Below are 16,703 nucleotides of genomic sequence, written 5' to 3'. Positions count from 1 at the left end.
ATGGGCATATTGGATTCTAAAATTCCATCCGGTCCTTTGGCCGATAAATGGACCAAACATAAAAATGATATTGATCTAGTTAACCCTGCCAACAAAAGAAACATTGATGTTATTGTTGTTGGAACAGGATTGGCAGGTGGTGCTGCGGCCGCCACTTTAGCCGAATTGGGTTATAATGTAAAGACATTTTGTTATCAAGATTCACCAAGACGTGCGCACTCTATTGCCGCTCAAGGGGGAATCAACGCTGCAAAAAACTATCAAGGTGATGGCGATAGTCATTACAGATTGTTCTACGATACCATTAAAGGAGGTGACTACCGATCAAGAGAAGCCAACGTATATCGATTAGCGGAAGAATCTGTGAATATCATAGATCAATGTGTGGCACAGGGAGTTCCTTTTGCCCGTGAATATGGTGGACTTTTGGACAACCGCTCCTTTGGAGGGGTTTTGGTTTCCAGAACGTTTTATGCCAAAGGGCAAACTGGACAACAATTGTTGTTAGGTGCTTACGCCGCCATGAACCGTCAAATAAATCGTGGAAAAATCAAAGCCTATAACCGTCATGAAATGATGGATTTGGTTTTGGTTGATGGAAAAGCTCGTGGAATCATTGCCCGGGATTTGGTTTCAGGAGAAATACAAAGACATAGTGCCCACGCCGTAGTATTGGCCACAGGAGGATACGGAAATGTTTTCTTCCTTTCTACAAATGCTATGGGAAGTAATGTGACAGCTGCTTGGCGTGCGCATCGTAAAGGAGCGTTTTTTGCCAACCCTTGTTATACACAAATCCACCCTACTTGTATTCCGGTTTCGGGAGAACATCAGTCCAAATTGACCTTAATGTCCGAATCGCTTCGTAACGATGGACGTATTTGGGTGCCCAAACGCAAAGAAGATGCCGTCGCTATCCGTGAAGGAAAGCTAAAACCAACACAGCTTGCTGAAGAAGAGCGCGATTATTATTTGGAAAGAAGATATCCTGCATTTGGTAACCTCGTGCCTCGTGATGTGGCTTCAAGAGCTGCCAAGGAACGTTGTGATGCCGGATTTGGTGTAAACAAGACCGGCGAAGCTGTTTATCTTGATTTTGCTTCCGCCATTGACCGCTATGGAAAAGAAAAGGCGCTAACATCGGGCATCAAAAATCCAGATAACGAGACCATTATCAAATTGGGTGAAGAGGTCATTGAGGCCAAATACGGAAACCTCTTCCAGATGTATGAAAAGATCGTGGATGAAAACCCATACAAAACCCCAATGATGATTTATCCTGCTGTGCACTATACCATGGGTGGGCTTTGGGTTGATTATAATCTACAGACAACCATTGAAGGTTGCTATTGTGCAGGTGAAGCCAATTTTAGTGATCACGGAGCAAACCGTTTGGGAGCTTCGGCATTGATGCAAGGCTTGGCAGATGGTTATTTTGTTCTGCCATACACCATTGGTGATTACTTGTCTGACGATATTAGGACCGGGGCCATCCCAACAGATTCTGAAGAGTTTGAAGCTGCTGAAAAAGCAGTTCGTGACCGCATGGGAAAATTGATGTCTGGAACTGGAATCCACTCAGTGGATTATTACCACAAAAAATTAGGCAAGATTATGTGGAACAAATGTGGGATGTCCAGAAACGAAAATGATTTAAAAGAGGCCATCAAAGAGATTTCAGCATTGCGGAAAGATTTCTGGGAAAATGTGAAAATTCCGGGAAGCAAGGATTCCAAGAACCAAGAACTTGAAAAAGCCGGAAGAGTTGCCGATTTCATGGAGCTTGGCGAATTGTTTGCAAAGGATGCATTGCACAGAAACGAATCATGTGGAGGTCATTTCCGTGAAGAATATCAGACTGAGGAAGGTGAAGCACTTCGTGATGATAAAAACTTCAAGTATGTTGCTGCCTGGGAATTTAAAGGCGAGCCTAAAGATGCTGAATTGCACAAGGAAGATTTGGTTTACGAAAACATTGAATTAAAGACACGTTCTTACAAATAAAAGTTATGAAGTTATATCTAAAAATATGGCGTCAAAAAGACGCTTCTTCAAAAGGTCAAATGGTAGATTATACCCTTGATGGTGTTGAAGGAGATATGTCTTTTTTAGAAATGCTGGACATTTTAAATGAAGAGCTCATTTCAAAAGGTGAAGAGCCCGTTGAATTTGACCATGATTGTAGAGAAGGTATTTGTGGAACTTGTTCTTTACAGATTAATGGAGAGCCACATGGCCCTGACAGATTGATTACTACTTGCCAATTGCATATGCGCAAGTTCAATGATGGAGATACTATTGTTATTGAACCGTTTAGAGCCAAGGCTTTTCCTGTGATCAAGGATTTAATTGTGGACAGAAACGCCTTTGAACGCATTCAACAGGCCGGTGGGTACATTTCAGTAAACACTTCTGGAAATACCGTGGATGCCAATGCTATTCCTATTAATAAGGATGCTGCCGATGCTGCCATGGATGCTGCTACATGTATTGGTTGTGGTGCCTGTGTAGCAGCATGTAAAAATGCAAGTGCCATGTTATTTACCTCAGCAAAGGTTTCACAGTTTGCGTTATTACCTCAAGGACAAGTGGAGGCAGCGGACCGAGTTCAGAACATGGTACGCCAAATGGACTTGGAAGGTTTTGGAAACTGCACCAATACAGGAGCTTGCGAAGTGGAATGCCCTAAAGGTATTTCTTTGGAGAATATTGCTCGCATGAACCGTGAGTACCTTTCCGCTACTGTAAAAGGATAAATAACTAAGGGTTTATTGTTAGTTTTCTTGCTTTAAGCGCAGAAGGAATATTTATATGCCACCCTCCATCTATTTCCACTAACTCAAAACCTTTTTCATAAGGTTTGAGAGTAATGGTTGATTCTTCCAAATTGTAAAACTTGGGGATATAGATTTGACTGTTATCCTTCGTGCTTTCTAACCATCTAAACTCCGCTTTTCCATTTTCCACATCAGTAGAATAACTTGTTAATTCTCCTGCTATTTTCTTCGGGTACGCTCTACTGATTGCCTTTAAAAGTTCTGAATCATCCAATCTCTTATCAAAACTCCAATAGGTTTCTCCGCAAAGAGAACTTTCAAAAAATTGGGTAACCTGAAAAGCCGAGGAAAGAGCTTTACCGTTAGCCCCAAAAGCTCCCCACTCTCCAATAAGTAAAGGCATTTTGAGACGTTTTGCACTTTCTGCATGACGGTTAAAAATGAAATTTATCCTATTGTTGTTTGTAGTTGCCGCATCAGGTGTGTCCACTACCAAATCATAACCATGCGGAGCATATACCAGGCCATCTTCATTAGGAATTCTTTCTATTGCCGTATAGACTCCCATGTTTGATGACATCGAGGTTTCCAAAAAAATAAGGTGGTCCTGGTTCACCTCTCTTATTGCTTTTACGGTCTTTTTATAAAATGGCATCAACTGCTCCTTTTCAAAAGCTTGGTAAACCGGAAACATTCTGTCTACCAATTGCGCATATATGGATCGGTCAGAAATAAATTCCAATATCTCCTTCTTTCCCACTGGGTCTAGCCATTTTTGGGTTACTTCTTCACCTGTAAGTACAATTCCACTTTTTTTTGCATATGCCTCAATAAAGGCTATTGCCATTAATTCTCTTCCTTTGGAATTTCCCCAACCAAGGTTTGGCTCATTTATTAAATCAAAACCAATGACAGATGAGTTCCCCGCATATCTTTTTGCAAGCATTTTCCACATCTTTATATAATGGTCTTGTACCCCAACATTGTCACTAGCTGCCTTATTTTCCCAAAAATTGGTGATTGCTGTTTTAACTGCCGGACTTGTAAAATAGGCATCGCTCCAGACTGGACCTTCGGCAATATGCGGTTGCCCATCCGTCAGTGTTGCCCACTCTGGTGCCCCATCACTATACAATTGGCTATAAAGGTCTTGGTGCATGTCCAAGAATACATATATTCCATTATCATTTGCCCATTTAACCTGCTTATCCAGGTCTTTTAGATATTCTTCATCATAAATCCCTGGTTGTGGTTCTACTCCTGCCCAGATAACCCCCAATCGCAAACAATTTAAACCCCACTTTTTCATTAGCTGAAAATTCTCAGGATTGGAAAATTGTTTTTGGTCAACTTTGGCCGACTTGTTCACATAATTAATCCCATGAAGAATAATTTGATTTCCTTCATGATCAATAAATTTTTGATTACTGGTAGTTAAAAAATCTTGGGCTATAGCTTTGGCGCCAAAGCTTAATAACAGCATTGTGTACAATGCCAACTTCTGTATTCTCATAAATAAACTGATTTTAAAGCAGGTCTTGTGAACAACATATCGGTGCTAACATCTCTGATGTCATCTAAAGTAAGTATTTGCTTATTTTAAATTCTCGTAAAAGTACGTCAAAGATAGTGCCAAGACCTTGCATTAAAATGATAGTTTTTGTTATTATTTTATGGTTTTAACACCCGGACAATATTTAAGTTTTCATCCCAAATAACAATTTTTCCATTCTTACTGGAGGTTACAATATATTTTCCATCCGGACTCCAATCCACTCCCCACAAATAATCTGATGTTGATTTTGATGTAGCTATAAGTTTCCCTTCTTTGGACCATATCCTTAAAGCGTCGCTGGCACTGGCCAATTTTTCCCCATTTGGGTTCCATCTTATATTCCTATACTCAACCTTTGCAACTCCTGCTTCAAAAAGCCTACTCCCTTCTACGTTCCAGTATTGGATAAGTTTATCCTTGTCGTTCACTTTATTCTTGAGTCCTCCATAGTCTCCAACTGCAAAAAAATCACCAGATTTATGCCATTCCACACAGAGCAAGAGAGTTTCTTCCGTTCTAGCTTTAAACGAATTGATTGTATCTCCATGTTGGGTGTAAATTCCTATTTGATCCCCTACTGTGACCATGATATTTTTGGAAGGGTGCCAATCCAAGCCAGCAACCCCTTTAGGGTCGGCCATGAATCTGTTAACAAAAATTCCATCAACGGTATAAACAGATACAGCTTTTTCCAGTTCAGAAACGGCAAGAAGCTCTCCGGTATAGTTCCAATCCAATGCCCTAAAGCTTGATTTCAACCCCTCTAGTTCTGTCCAAGTTTCTTCTTGAACGTCAAGAATTTTTGCCTTAAAGGTTCTACCCTGGGTTATTATGGCCAATTTGTTTTTAAAAGGGTGCCATTTGAGTCTACTTAGTTGTACTCCTTCAACTGGAAAGATTTTTATCAGCTCAAACGACTTGGCATCAAAAATTTTGAGGCTATCTTGATTGCCCCCTGTGGCCAAGTATTTTCCATTTGGGCTCCAAGCAAGCGTCCAAAGTGTTGTTTTATTCTCTTCTGACTTGCAGGAAACACAGAGAATCAAAAGACTTATTAAAACGAACGAAAGGTGTTTTTTCATGCTTTTCAACTTCTGTAATCAACATAATAGTCGAAAAACTATTATTACCTCAAATTCAATGGCATCGGAAATAATATCTTCCTTAAGACTTCCTACTAGCCCTTGGGATTCATAGCTGATACCCCATCGGGTCCTATCTATTACAAATCTGGATTTAAGTTCATAAATTTTGCCCTGTTGCTCAATGGTCATCTTGAACTTGACAGGTTTGGTAATTCCCTTAATGGTCAGTAAAGCTTCTACATCCATTTGCTTGCCGTCTATATATTTGGCTTCACTAATATTCAATTGTGCCACCGGATATTTTTCCACATCAAAAAAATCTTTGTTCTTTAGATGGGAAACAAGCATTTCGTTGTACTTCCCATCCGTATTTAAAATGCTATTCATATCCACAACAAATTTTCCTCCAGCTATTTTGGGCTTATTATTGGAAATTTCCACGCTTGGGAAGTTAGCCGGCCCGGCCATAGAAATTTCACCACTCAAGAATTTTACAGTTCCATAATGCTGGTTAAACTTAAAGAGATTGGAGCCCTTCCATTTAATCACACTTTTTGCTGTGTCAATTTTTATAGTACCTTGTCCATAAGCTGCTGTAAGAGTACAAATGCCTACCAATAAAATAATGATTTTTTTCATCGTCTTTGTTTTTGGGTAAAACTAGAATTGAGCAGCTTCCTATTCGTGAAAAAAATGTAAATGAAGTGCAAAAAAATGTAATTTTTTGCGAGTTAAATCCATTTGTAAATGAAAGCCATAATCCACCTTTATAGCGTTCTTGTTTTATTAACTCTTTCTTTTATTGTAATTGATTATTCGCCAAGTGTCCAAAAAGAAGCTTTCCCAAGTTTGGTAAAAGTCGCGCTTAGAAACACTGGCAATACCTTGTTGTTGCAAAGCAAGGATTCCTCTTCTCTAATATTGCCCGTAGTTGAACTGGAACAGAATAAATTTCAATTGTCATTTCAAAAAGAACTACCCATATCGCCTGATAGCCTAGTAGTGGCAGTTACCAAAAACTTCCAAGCTCTAAACCTGCCCAATGAATATCTTGTTGAGGTTGTTGAGTGCCAAAAGGAAGAAGTGTCCTATAGCTACTATGTATTCAATGACAAGGAAAAGAACATTGTTCCTTGTATGGGGAGAAACCTTCCTTTACATTGCTATACTATAAATGTACAGTTCAATAAGCGTTCCTCCTTAATGGGGTTTAATATGGGTTCCCCTTGGTTCTCTCTGGTTCTTCTTGGCGCAATGGGGGTTGGACTATTTTATTATTGGATAAAGAGAAAGCAAACAATACAAGTATATGATTCATTAGCTTATTCAACTATAGGTGGCTACCATTTTTACAAAGACCAAAATAAATTGGTAAAAGATGGCTTGAACATCAAGCTTACATCCAAAGAGTCAGAGTTGCTGCAAATATTCTGTGATAATCCAAACCAAGTAGTAAAACGAGATTTTTTGCTTAAAGAGGTTTGGGAAGATAAAGGTGTTTTTGTAGGAAGAAGTCTGGATACATTTATTTCAAAAATCCGAAAGAAGTTTAAAGACGATAACGATATAAACCTACTTAATGTTCATGGGGTGGGCTATAAACTGGAAATTGTCAGAAAATCACGTAGATAATCTTCAACCATGCCCAAAAAGTATCCTGATGAACGTATAAAGGTTCCTCGTTTTAATGAAGAGTCCGGGTTTTATACCACCCCGGAGCGCTCCAAGGTTATGGGCAAGATCAGAGGAAAAAACACCAAACCTGAACTTGCGTTTCGTAAAGCGCTTTGGGCAGCAGGTTATCGGTATCGCATTGATTATAAAAAACTGATTGGCAAACCAGATATTGCCCTTAACAAATACAAAACTGTAATTTTTATTGATGGGGAGTTTTGGCACGGACACAATTGGGAAGAGCGTAAATTGAAAATCAAAACTAATCGCGAATTCTGGATTCCTAAGATTGAACGCAACATTCAGCGAGATCAAGAAGTGAATCTTGCCCTTAGCGAAATGGGTTATACCGTGTTTCGGTTTTGGGAGAGCGAGGTGAAAAAGAATCTGGATACCTGCCTTCAAAAAGTCATAAAATCATTAAAAAGAAATTCTACTCATGATTAATATTGCATCCAAGCTGCCCAACGTGGGCACCACCATATTCACAACCATTGGTCAGTTGGCCAATGCCCACAATGCTGTAAACCTGTCGCAGGGATTTCCTAATTATGACCCTGACCCAAAACTTTTGGAATTAGTGGGTCATGCCTTTAAAAGCGGATATAACCAATACGCTCCTATGCAGGGTGCTCTTTCCCTTCGGGAAGTAATCTCAGAAAAGATTGAAAACTTGTATGGACATTGCTATCACCCCGAATCTGAAATCATCATAACTGCTGGGGCCACGCAAGCCATTTTTACCACAATTTCCACTTTTGTGCATTCTGGAGATGAAGTTATTGTCATTAAACCGGCTTATGATAGTTATGAACCAGCCATTGAGCTTTTTGGAGGTGTAGTTATTCCGGTTGCTTTGGAAGGGAATGATTTTAAAATGAACTGGGAGAAATTTAAATCCGCAATCTCATCCCAAACCAAAATGGTCATCATTAATACACCACATAACCCAACCGGAAGCATTTGGTCCAAAAAAGACATGCTGAAACTTCAGGAAATCTTAAAAGGAACCAACATTATTTTATTGAGTGATGAGGTATATGAGCATATTGTTTTTGATGGTGCCAAACATGAGAGTGTTGCCAAATATCCAGATCTGGCCTCTCGTAGTATCATTTGTTCTTCATTTGGAAAGACATTCCATGCCACGGGATGGAAAATGGGGTATTGCACTGCTCCCCAACAACTGATGCAAGAGTTCCAAAAGGTGCACCAGTTTAACGTGTTTTCCGTTAACTATGCCATTCAAATTGCCTTGGCCGAATATTTAAAAAATCCAGCGCATTATCTCCACCTTAATGGTTTCTATCAGAACAAGCGAGATTACTTTTTAGATGCCATCAAGGATTCTCGATTTAAAATGACGCCTTCAGCTGGCACCTATTTTCAGCTCTTGGATTACTCAGAAATCACCAATGAAAAAGATACCAATTTTGCGGAACGATTGATTGAGGAACATAAACTTGCCAGCATTCCAATTTCTGTATTCTGTGGTACAGATTACAATAAGAGGTTTTTACGTTTTTGCTTTGCAAAGACTAATAATGTATTAGACCAAGCTGCTGAAATCTTAAATGGCATATAGGACTAAAATTGTTTTTTGACTATCCTAAAAATTTCCAATATGTCTTCAAGGGGGAGTTCAAAATCTTGGTACTCGGGGGATTTATTTAAGTTATGACATTGAAGGGCTTTTTTGTCTATATCGAATCCGGCAACTTGCTTACAAATAATTCTATCCTTGCAAACAAGAATGTAGGGTTTGCCAATCATTGAATTACTTTCCCTGGCAAAGCGCTCCTTTTTTGTTTTAATCCCTAGTACTATCGTCTTGTTCGGAATTGCGTCAATGCTTCCATCGTTCATAGAGTCACCTGAAACTTCAAATGCCTTGTACGCCTCATCTTCCAAAAACTCAATTACAAAACCTGTTCTAAACGGACTGTTGCCCAAACCACTTTCAGTCAGGCTTTCTATATAGTTCTTTTGTCCTTCCACCAACACCAATGGTATTTGAGTAAAATATTTACCATAATCTAATGGGTTAAAAACGGAACCATGTTTTATAATCGTTTTTCTTTTGGCATAGGCATCACCCATTTCATTGACCTCCCGCAAATACAATTCGGCAATGGTCATATCAAAATATGTGGCTATTTTGGATAGATTTTTAGTTGGAATGTTAGCATCTCTTCTCTCGTAAGTTTGAATGGTACGTAGGCTAACACCCACTGCTTCGGCCAAAAGCGTTTGACTTACACCCTTTTTACGTCTTAGCTGCTTAATTGATTGCATACTTTTCTTATAATGTGTAGTTTTTTTTCGTATATTTGTTTATGCGCAGCTAGTCTTTACATTTCTGTAATTGGGTTACAAGCCAAATATAGAAAATAGGATTTGACCCCAATAAAATAATTTCTTAACCGCTAAATCTACAGCATGGGTTCAATCAAAAATTTCAATTTGGTTATCAATATTGATAACATGTTTTCCAAAGAAGATTATGGAAAACCAATCAGCGAACAACTTTCTACTGTCCTTCGCAGAAATGTTACAAAAGACGACCTTGCAAATGTTGCAACAAGCAGCAGCATTAGCTTTTCCACTATACGGGATGTTGTTTACAGAACAAATAGTTTAACCAGGTCCAATGCAAAAGCCATATCGCTTTTGGTACATGCTGCATTTGAAAATTCAATTGCATATAAACTCCAAGCGGAAGGAGATACCATTTTTCTAAATACGTTACTAAAGGTCTAGGCGCATTAACCAATCGGTTTGTTTGTCTTTGCCAATGTAATAGGGGTGAGATCCAAATTTTGTAAAGCCGTGCTCCAAGTAGAACTTTATAGCCGCTCGGTTCTTTTCCCAAACGCCAAGCCATACATAGTTCAATCCATCTTTGCGGGCCAATTGTTCTATTTGTTGAAGCAACCATTTACCAATGCCTCTTCCTTGATATTCCGATATTACATAGATACGTTCCAGTTCCATGGATTCCTTATCATTAATATCGGTTTGAGCCCTTTCTTTGTTTAATTTTATATACCCAATTATCTCCTCTTGATCAAAGACAAAATAGAATTGAGTATCCTTATTTTCTATTTCTGATTTAAGTTTTTCCTTGCTGAAGGCAAAGTCAATATATTTTTTAAAATCTTCGGGGTCATTCTGATCTTCAAAAGCAGCAATAAATGTTTCCTTGGATATTTGGACTAAAACATCCAAATCCCGCTCTGTACAACATTTAATGTATAGGCTCATGATTCCCATTTTCCATAAAAGTATTTAAAAAAAAGAGCCAACCCTTAAGGGTTGGCTCTTAAAATCTTTTTTGTTTTGTTTGGTCTTAAAGCATAAAAAGCTTCTTGATCAATAGCATCACTCCTGTGAAAAAATCATTTCTATAGACCTGGATGTTTTCGTCCATAGTTGCTTGGGTTAATTTGGAGGCCATGGTGTTGTTTGTTTTATGGTGTTAATTTGGGGAAAAAAATTAATAAATCCAAAAATACCTTATCATAACTAAAGAATAAAGAATTTGTTGTGTAGTGCGCTGTTTTTGTTGTAAAACAAACTGATTGGTCTGTTCTATATTTCCATCTCAGGAACGTTGTTCTCCACAATCAAGTTTCCTTCTGTAGCCTTTATAATTTCATCAACAGAGACCCCAGGTGCCCTTTCCAACAATTTAAACCCTTCAGGGGTGACTTCCAAGACCGCCAAGTTGGTAACTATTTTTTTTACACAACCTACACCTGTCAATGGCAAAGAGCATTTTTTGAGCAATTTGGATTTACCGGCCTTGTTGGTATGCATCATGGCTACAATGATGTTTTCTGCAGAGGCTACCAAATCCATGGCTCCTCCCATTCCTTTTACCATCTTTCCTGGAATTTTCCAATTGGCTATATCTCCATTTTCTGCCACTTCCATAGCTCCTAAAATTGTAAGGTCTACATGTTGTCCTCTAATCATTCCAAAACTCATGGATGAATCAAAAAATGAAGCTCCCGGCAAAGTGGTTATGGTCTGTTTTCCGGCATTAATGATATCGGCATCTTCTTCTCCTTCAAAAGGAAATGGTCCCATGCCCAGCACACCATTTTCACTTTGAAATTCCACGCTAATATCTTCCCTAACAAAATTGGCCACCAATGTGGGTATGCCTATTCCCAGGTTTACGTAGTAACCGTCCTTTACTTCTTTTGCAATTCGTTTTGCGATTCCGTTCTTATCTAACATGATTTGAAAATATACCTATTCTTAAATTTGTGTATAAAATCAGCTTTACTTTCTGCATTCTGAGCTTCACGGATATTTGCCCCGATTGATGTACCGCTTCCGAATATTTGAGAAGCCATTTCAAATCTGTTCAAACCCCTAATCCATTCTGAAAATTCAATAATGTTTAATGAAAACTCGAACGTTTTGTCAACAATTAGGTTTTGTTTATCATTTCTCATTTTCAAATTTCCACATTGAATAACTAATCAATTGAACGAACTGTTCGTTGTTCAATCCTTTTTTCATACTTCTCTCCTTGGAAAATACGCTGTACAAATATTCCGGGTATATGAATTTCATTGGGATCCAAACTTCCGGCAGGAACCAATTTCTCCACCTCAGCTACCGTGATTTTGGCTGCACCACACATACAAGGGTTAAAATTTCGAGCAGTTCCCTTAAAAATCAAATTTCCTGCTTCATCACCTTTCCAAGCTTTTACAAATGCAAAATCGGCCTTATATGCGGGTTCCAATACGTACATTTTACCATCAAATTCACGAGTTTCCTTGCCTTCGGCAACTTCAGTTCCATAACCGGCAGGAGTATAAAACGCTGGAAACCCAGCTTGTGCCGCTCGACATTTCTCTGCCAAAGTACCTTGAGGGGTAAGTTCAACTTCCAATTCTCCACTCAACATTTGACGTTCAAATTCATCATTTTCCCCTACATATGATGAAATCATTTTTTTTATTTGGTGTTGCTGAAGCAAAAGTCCCAAGCCAAAATCATCTACCCCGGCATTATTTGAAATGCAGGTAATATCTTTGATTCCCATCTTCACTAATTGGGCAATTGCGTTTTCGGGAATTCCACATAGTCCAAATCCTCCCAGCATAAATGTCATCCCATCAGTTACGCCCACAAGTGCTTTTTCTACATCTGAAACCGTTTTTTTGATCATTTAATCTCTTATTTTCTGATTGCCTGAAAGTACGATTTAAATAAAAAAGCCCCAAGCCATAAATGGTCTTGGGGCCAATAATTTTTGTGCTACTTTTTCTTAGAATCCAAGATCCTCCAAATCGTCCTCGGTATCCAAATCTTCTTGAAGTTCTTTTAACACTTTGGTACAATCCACATTGATAGATAGTTCCTCTGGTTCTTCAAAAGCATCTTTGGAGACACCCAACTCTTCATTTTCATAATTTTTCTTCATGTACAAGCCCCAAATGGGTAATGCCGTAGAAGCACCTTGGCCATATAGGAGTCTTTTAAAATGTACAGCCCTATTTTCGCCACCTACCCAAACACCGGTGACCAGATTGGGTACCATGCCCATAAACCATCCATAACTTTGATTTTGAGTGGTTCCTGTTTTACCTGCAATTGGATTGGTAAGCTCATACGGGTACCCTGTCATAATTTTCTTGTACATGGTTTGATTCTTACCGTAAGTGTGCCTTAATCGCCCTCCTGATCCATACTGGGTTACCCCTTCCATCAAATTGACCATGGCATAAGCTACATCTTTACTCAAGACATCTTTTGTTTCGGGAACATATTCAAAGAGCACAGTTCCGTTTCTATCTTCTATACGGGTAACCATTACCGGCTTTACATATACGCCTTGATTGGCAAAGGTGCCGAAGGCTCCAACCATTTCATAAACACTTGCATCTGGAGTTCCCAAGGCAATGGAAGGCACCTCTAGAATTTCCCGCTTAATACCCATACTCCTTGCAATTGTGGCTACTGATTTTGGCCCCACCTTGTCCATTAATTGGGCGGTCACTGTATTTACAGAATTGGCCAGTGCATGTTTAAGTGTCATGTTCTTTCCAGAATATTTTCCATCTGAATTTTTAGGACACCACGCTTCTGGGTTTCCGTGTTTTAAGGGCTCAATACAATATTGATTGTCGGGCAATGAATCGCAAGGCGAATACCTCAACTGGTCAATAGCAGCTGCATAGACAAAAGGTTTAAATGTTGACCCTGCTTGCCTGGCTCCTTGATATACATTGTCATATTGAAAATGTTTGTAATCAACGCCCCCAACCCAAGCTTTAACATGACCTGTCTGGGGTTCCATGGACATCATAGCTGTTCTTAGGAATGTTTTGTAATAGCGTATAGAATCCATCGGTGTCAAGATGGTATCTTTTTCATAGGAATCACTGTTCCAATCAAACACCGTCATTTCTGTCTTCTCATGGAATGTTTTTTCAATTTCCTTTGCTGTTTTTCCTTGACCTTTAAGAATCCTCCATCTATCCGACCGTTTCATTGCTTGTCGCATTATGGTATCTATGGCTCCTTTGGTCAAATCCAAAAAAGGAGTTGTTGGGTTTTTTTTCGGCGTATTTTGGAGGAAAAACTCTGCTTGCAAATTCTTCATGTGGGCTTCAACGGCATCCTCTGCATTTTTTTGCATACGGGAATCTATAGTGGTGTACACTTTTAACCCGTCCAAATAGATATTGTATTTCTCTCCATCTGGTTTTGGATTTTCCTTTACCCATCCATTCAACCACTTTTGCATATACATTCTAAAATAGGTGGCCAAACCTTCGCGGTGTGATTCCGGATTGTAGTTTAGGTTGATTTCCATAGCCTGAAGCGAATCTCTTTCCGCTTCGGTGATGTACTCATACCTTGCCAATTGCCCCAATACTGTGTTTCTTTTTTTCCAAGTCAGTTCTTCCCTCCTCAATGGATTATAAAGGGATGAGTTCTGCAGCATTCCAACCAGCATAGCTGATTCTTCCAATTTTAAATCCTTAGGTTCTTTTCCGAAATAAATTCTCGATGCCGAACGGATACCATCTGCATTGTTTCCAAAATCATAGATGTTAAGGTACATGCTCATGATTTCTTCCTTGGTGTAGCTTCTTTCTAAACGCGTGGCGATGACCCACTCCATCGCCTTCTGTTTTATGGTCTCAAACTTGTTTCTAGACCGTACCCCAACAAAAAGTTGTCTGGCCAGCTGTTGTGAAATGGTACTTGCCCCTCCTCGTTTTCCTAAAAAGAACATGGCCCGTAGGGTTCCGCGCGCATCAATTCCCGAATGGTTATGAAAACGGATATCTTCACTTGCTATCAAAGCATCTATCAAATTCTGTGGAAGCTCATCATACGAAACATCTGTTCTGTTGTCTTCCAAATAGAACTTACCTAGCGTCTTGCCATCTGAAGAGATAAGTTCTGTGGCCAAATTAGTGCTCGGGTTTTCCAAATGTTCAAAGGTTGGCATTTCACCAAATGCACCCCATGCAGCCAACAGGAATAATAAGAGAAAGAAAAAGAGCCCAGATCCAAAGAGAATCCAGAACCATTTAATGTATGGGAAGAAACTTTTTTGCTTCTTTTGTTTTGCTTTTGCCATCGTTTTTATTGCGTACTTTTTTCTATTTCCAAACCAACATCGGTAATACCATTCAAAATATGGATCCCATTTACGTTGCCATTTTTGCGCATGGCATGGGTAATGCTTAGTTTATATACGCCGGAATCTGGAAAAACGATTTTTTCCTGAAACCAAAGCTTGTTTTCTTTTATACTTCCCAAACCTTTGCCTAGCCATTTTCCATCAGGCTCTGCCATTTTATATTCCAACGTATCCTTAATGGTTTCTCCATTTGGATATTCCAACTCCGCAATCAAAAAAAGATTGCTGAACTCAAATGTATTATCATTCCTTATGTTGATGAACATATTATGATTTTGCACCGAATCCAATTCTGAAAACTGAAACGACACTTGATCATCCATTTTCCACTTTCCATCATCCATTGATTGATATTCAGAAAAAATCAAATTGTCACTACATGAAATCAGGCTCAAAGAGAAAACCAAGGCAATGAAGAATTTATTGTGCATTGGGTCGAGCTTTGGGTTTGTTTTTTCTTCTTTTTTTATGATTTCTTTTCTTTTTCTTGGGTTTGTCAAATCGGGTAAGACTATCTTGTCCCACCACATTTTCAAAAACCATTTTTTCCTCACTAATGTTATCCTGGGCATATTCTTCCAAGCTGGCAATTTTTTCATTGTTCTTGTTCAATTCCAAAATTTCCAATACTTGTTCCTTGCTCAGTGCATGCCAATTGGCCGGGTCGTCTTTATAGGAAAACCACAAGGTTTCTTTGAAAATGTCTGCTTTTTGGCAAAAGGCAATTCCTTTTTGAGTCTTCAATTTACTATCCTGTGGCGGAAAGTTCTTTAAGGCTTCCAGATACATATCGAGTTCGTAGTTGAGGCAACATTTTAGTTTTCCACACTGCCCCGCCAATTTTTGTGGGTTGAGTGCCAATTGCTGATACCTTGCGGATGCGGTACTTACCGATCTAAAATCGGTTAACCAGGTAGAACAACAAAGTTCGCGTCCACAAGAGCCTATTCCTCCCAAACGCTGTGCTTCTTGACGATAACCTATTTGGCGCATTTCAATACGGATGCCAAAGGCCTTGGCCATATCCTTGATCAATTGCCTAAAATCTACTCTTTCCTCCGCCGTGTAATAGAATGTTGCTTTGGAGCCATCTCCCTGAAACTCCACATCGCTTAATTTCATCTGAAGTTTAAGTGATATGGCAATCTCTCGCGAACGTTTTTGAATCTCGGGCTCTTTGTTTCGACATTTTTGCCAAATGTCTATGTCGCGTTGCGATGCCTTTCTGTAGATTTTGGGAAGTGTTTCATCATTATGCGCAACTTTCTTTCTTTTCATTTGCACTTTGACCAACTCACCTGTAAGGGTCACGATTCCAACATCATGGCCAGACTTGGCCTGCGTGGCTACCACATCCCCAATGGCCAAAGGAATGCCCTCGACATTTCTAAAAAACTCTTTTCTGCTATTCTTGAAGCGTACCTCAACACAATCAAAAGGTTTTTGACCGTTGGGTAGCGACATATTGGAAAGCCAATCAAAGACTGTTAGCTTATTACAACCATCTGTGCCGCAAGTACCATTGTTCTTGCAACCCCGCGGTTGTCCATCCTTGCCGGTTGAACAACTGCTACATCCCATATTTTTTATCTTGATTTAAGAAAATACATGGTATTTTCTTAAAAAGGGTTCATAAAATTACTAATGGTAAATATAGTACAATTTGTGGCAGCAGTGAAATACTACTTCATACACAGTAAAGCTTTAAAAAGACAGATCAAACATGGACATCTTAAAAAGAAAATGAGGCATAAGGTTCTGCGAAGCATATGGTCAAAAAGGAAAGGGCTCTCTAAAGAGAGCCCTTTCCACCACTTTGTTCTTTTCATAGCGCAAATTTTCCTTGCCCTTGTGTGGTGTTGAACCGATTTCTCGATTCGATATATCGCTTTTTGAATCAGTTGCCCTTTAGATACGAAGTTTTAAAAAGG

16 protein-coding genes and 1 pseudogene are annotated in these 16,703 nt (G+C 39.2%); 6 read left to right on the top strand and 11 right to left on the bottom strand.

What is annotated here, in order from left to right; genetic code table 11:
• Together CRO15_RS03795 and CRO15_RS03790 are read left to right on the top strand one after the other, a co-directional pair.
• Entirely contained in the window at positions 1-2,004 is a 2,004-nt protein-coding gene (locus CRO15_RS03795) for a fumarate reductase/succinate dehydrogenase flavoprotein subunit (protein WP_097044435.1), read from the top strand.
• 5 nt (positions 2,005-2,009) lie between these two features.
• Complete coding sequence (locus CRO15_RS03790) at positions 2,010-2,756, top strand: succinate dehydrogenase/fumarate reductase iron-sulfur subunit (protein ID WP_097044434.1); 747 nt, start codon at positions 2,010-2,012, stop codon at positions 2,754-2,756.
• Positions 2,757-2,760: 4 nt separating this feature from the next.
• Here CRO15_RS03790 and CRO15_RS03785 read toward each other — a convergent pair whose 3' ends face one another.
• The 3 genes from CRO15_RS03785 to CRO15_RS03775 all read right to left on the bottom strand — a co-directional run bounded on the left by CRO15_RS03785 (position 2,761) and on the right by CRO15_RS03775 (position 6,056).
• Complete coding sequence (locus CRO15_RS03785; RefSeq protein WP_097044433.1) at positions 2,761-4,290, bottom strand: cellulase family glycosylhydrolase; 1,530 nt, start codon at positions 4,288-4,290, stop codon at positions 2,761-2,763.
• A 158-nt stretch (positions 4,291-4,448) separates the two neighbouring features.
• Positions 4,449-5,414 carry a WD40 repeat domain-containing protein gene (locus CRO15_RS03780; protein ID WP_097044432.1) on the bottom strand — a complete coding sequence of 322 codons (966 nt, stop codon included), beginning with the start codon at positions 5,412-5,414 and terminating at the stop codon, positions 4,449-4,451.
• 18 nt (positions 5,415-5,432) lie between these two features.
• A complete protein-coding gene (locus CRO15_RS03775) occupies positions 5,433-6,056 on the bottom strand; it encodes a YceI family protein (RefSeq protein ID WP_097044431.1) in 624 nt (207 codons plus the stop codon).
• A gap of 108 nt (positions 6,057-6,164) precedes the next feature.
• Between CRO15_RS03775 and CRO15_RS03770 the strand changes: the two genes are divergently transcribed.
• Genes CRO15_RS03770 through CRO15_RS03760 form a run of 3 tightly spaced genes read left to right on the top strand, consistent with a single transcriptional unit; the run spans position 6,165 to position 8,676 of the window.
• Positions 6,165-7,049: a helix-turn-helix domain-containing protein gene (locus CRO15_RS03770; RefSeq protein ID WP_097044430.1), complete on the top strand. Its 885-nt coding sequence runs from the start codon at positions 6,165-6,167 to the stop codon at positions 7,047-7,049.
• A gap of 9 nt (positions 7,050-7,058) precedes the next feature.
• Positions 7,059-7,538 carry a very short patch repair endonuclease gene (locus CRO15_RS03765; protein ID WP_097044429.1) on the top strand — a complete coding sequence of 160 codons (480 nt, stop codon included), beginning with the start codon at positions 7,059-7,061 and terminating at the stop codon, positions 7,536-7,538.
• The gene (locus CRO15_RS03760; RefSeq protein WP_097044428.1) at positions 7,531-8,676 is read left to right on the top strand and encodes a methionine aminotransferase; all 1,146 of its coding nucleotides are present in this window, start codon (positions 7,531-7,533) and stop codon (positions 8,674-8,676) included. The genes CRO15_RS03765 and CRO15_RS03760 overlap by 8 nt, the downstream gene beginning before the upstream one ends.
• 2 nt (positions 8,677-8,678) lie before the next feature.
• On the opposite strand, the gene CRO15_RS03755 is transcribed toward CRO15_RS03760, so the two are convergent.
• Positions 8,679-9,386, bottom strand: coding sequence for an XRE family transcriptional regulator (locus tag CRO15_RS03755; RefSeq protein WP_097044427.1), 708 nt, complete (start codon positions 9,384-9,386; stop codon positions 8,679-8,681).
• 144 nt (positions 9,387-9,530) lie between these two features.
• Between CRO15_RS03755 and CRO15_RS03750 the strand changes: the two genes are divergently transcribed.
• A complete protein-coding gene (locus CRO15_RS03750) occupies positions 9,531-9,851 on the top strand; it encodes a hypothetical protein (protein ID WP_097044426.1) in 321 nt (106 codons plus the stop codon).
• On the opposite strand, the gene CRO15_RS03745 is transcribed toward CRO15_RS03750, so the two are convergent.
• From CRO15_RS03745 to CRO15_RS03715, 7 genes and pseudogenes are all read right to left on the bottom strand, one after another.
• Entirely contained in the window at positions 9,840-10,355 is a 516-nt protein-coding gene (locus CRO15_RS03745) for a GNAT family N-acetyltransferase (RefSeq protein WP_097044834.1), read from the bottom strand. The genes CRO15_RS03750 and CRO15_RS03745 overlap by 12 nt on opposite strands.
• A 327-nt stretch (positions 10,356-10,682) precedes the next feature.
• On the bottom strand, positions 10,683-11,336 hold the full coding sequence (locus CRO15_RS03740) for a CoA transferase subunit B (RefSeq protein WP_097044425.1): 654 nt from the start codon (positions 11,334-11,336) through the stop codon (positions 10,683-10,685).
• Between the two features lie 20 nt (positions 11,337-11,356).
• A pseudogene (locus CRO15_RS03735) lies at positions 11,357-11,557 on the bottom strand (four helix bundle protein); the annotation flags it as partial.
• 23 nt (positions 11,558-11,580) lie between these two features.
• A complete protein-coding gene (locus CRO15_RS03730; RefSeq protein WP_097044423.1) occupies positions 11,581-12,282 on the bottom strand; it encodes a CoA transferase subunit A in 702 nt (233 codons plus the stop codon).
• Positions 12,283-12,381: 99 nt separating this feature from the next.
• Complete coding sequence (locus CRO15_RS03725; protein WP_097044422.1) at positions 12,382-14,709, bottom strand: transglycosylase domain-containing protein; 2,328 nt, start codon at positions 14,707-14,709, stop codon at positions 12,382-12,384.
• Positions 14,710-14,714: 5 nt separating this feature from the next.
• Positions 14,715-15,203, bottom strand: coding sequence for a gliding motility lipoprotein GldH (locus CRO15_RS03720; RefSeq protein WP_097044833.1), 489 nt, complete (start codon positions 15,201-15,203; stop codon positions 14,715-14,717).
• Positions 15,193-16,353, bottom strand: coding sequence for a PSP1 domain-containing protein (locus tag CRO15_RS03715; RefSeq protein WP_097044421.1), 1,161 nt, complete (start codon positions 16,351-16,353; stop codon positions 15,193-15,195). The genes CRO15_RS03720 and CRO15_RS03715 overlap by 11 nt, the downstream gene beginning before the upstream one ends.
• Positions 16,354-16,703 lie beyond the last annotated feature (350 nt).

This window comes from Flagellimonas pacifica, from assembly GCF_900215465.1.
Lineage (GTDB): Bacteria > Bacteroidota > Bacteroidia > Flavobacteriales > Flavobacteriaceae > Flagellimonas > Flagellimonas pacifica.
The sequence above is the reverse complement of the archived record's forward strand: the minus strand, read 5'-3'. Positions and strand labels throughout refer to the sequence as shown.

What these genes read in the sequence shown, in the direction of transcription:
- CRO15_RS03795 (WP_097044435.1), top strand. Translation starts at nt 1, where the DNA reads ATGGGCATATTGGATTCTAAAATTCCATCCGGTCCTTTGGCCGATAAA.
- CRO15_RS03790 (WP_097044434.1), top strand. Translation starts at nt 2,010, where the DNA reads ATGAAGTTATATCTAAAAATATGGCGTCAAAAAGACGCTTCTTCAAAA.
- CRO15_RS03785 (WP_097044433.1), bottom strand. Translation starts at nt 4,290, where the DNA reads ATGAGAATACAGAAGTTGGCATTGTACACAATGCTGTTATTAAGCTTT.
- CRO15_RS03780 (WP_097044432.1), bottom strand. Translation starts at nt 5,414, where the DNA reads ATGAAAAAACACCTTTCGTTCGTTTTAATAAGTCTTTTGATTCTCTGT.
- CRO15_RS03775 (WP_097044431.1), bottom strand. Translation starts at nt 6,056, where the DNA reads ATGAAAAAAATCATTATTTTATTGGTAGGCATTTGTACTCTTACAGCA.
- CRO15_RS03770 (WP_097044430.1), top strand. Translation starts at nt 6,165, where the DNA reads ATGAAAGCCATAATCCACCTTTATAGCGTTCTTGTTTTATTAACTCTT.
- CRO15_RS03765 (WP_097044429.1), top strand. Translation starts at nt 7,059, where the DNA reads ATGCCCAAAAAGTATCCTGATGAACGTATAAAGGTTCCTCGTTTTAAT.
- CRO15_RS03760 (WP_097044428.1), top strand. Translation starts at nt 7,531, where the DNA reads ATGATTAATATTGCATCCAAGCTGCCCAACGTGGGCACCACCATATTC.
- CRO15_RS03755 (WP_097044427.1), bottom strand. Translation starts at nt 9,386, where the DNA reads ATGCAATCAATTAAGCAGCTAAGACGTAAAAAGGGTGTAAGTCAAACG.
- CRO15_RS03750 (WP_097044426.1), top strand. Translation starts at nt 9,531, where the DNA reads ATGGGTTCAATCAAAAATTTCAATTTGGTTATCAATATTGATAACATG.
- CRO15_RS03745 (WP_097044834.1), bottom strand. Translation starts at nt 10,355, where the DNA reads ATGAGCCTATACATTAAATGTTGTACAGAGCGGGATTTGGATGTTTTA.
- CRO15_RS03740 (WP_097044425.1), bottom strand. Translation starts at nt 11,336, where the DNA reads ATGTTAGATAAGAACGGAATCGCAAAACGAATTGCAAAAGAAGTAAAG.
- CRO15_RS03730 (WP_097044423.1), bottom strand. Translation starts at nt 12,282, where the DNA reads ATGATCAAAAAAACGGTTTCAGATGTAGAAAAAGCACTTGTGGGCGTA.
- CRO15_RS03725 (WP_097044422.1), bottom strand. Translation starts at nt 14,709, where the DNA reads ATGGCAAAAGCAAAACAAAAGAAGCAAAAAAGTTTCTTCCCATACATT.
- CRO15_RS03720 (WP_097044833.1), bottom strand. Translation starts at nt 15,203, where the DNA reads ATGCACAATAAATTCTTCATTGCCTTGGTTTTCTCTTTGAGCCTGATT.
- CRO15_RS03715 (WP_097044421.1), bottom strand. Translation starts at nt 16,353, where the DNA reads ATGGGATGTAGCAGTTGTTCAACCGGCAAGGATGGACAACCGCGGGGT.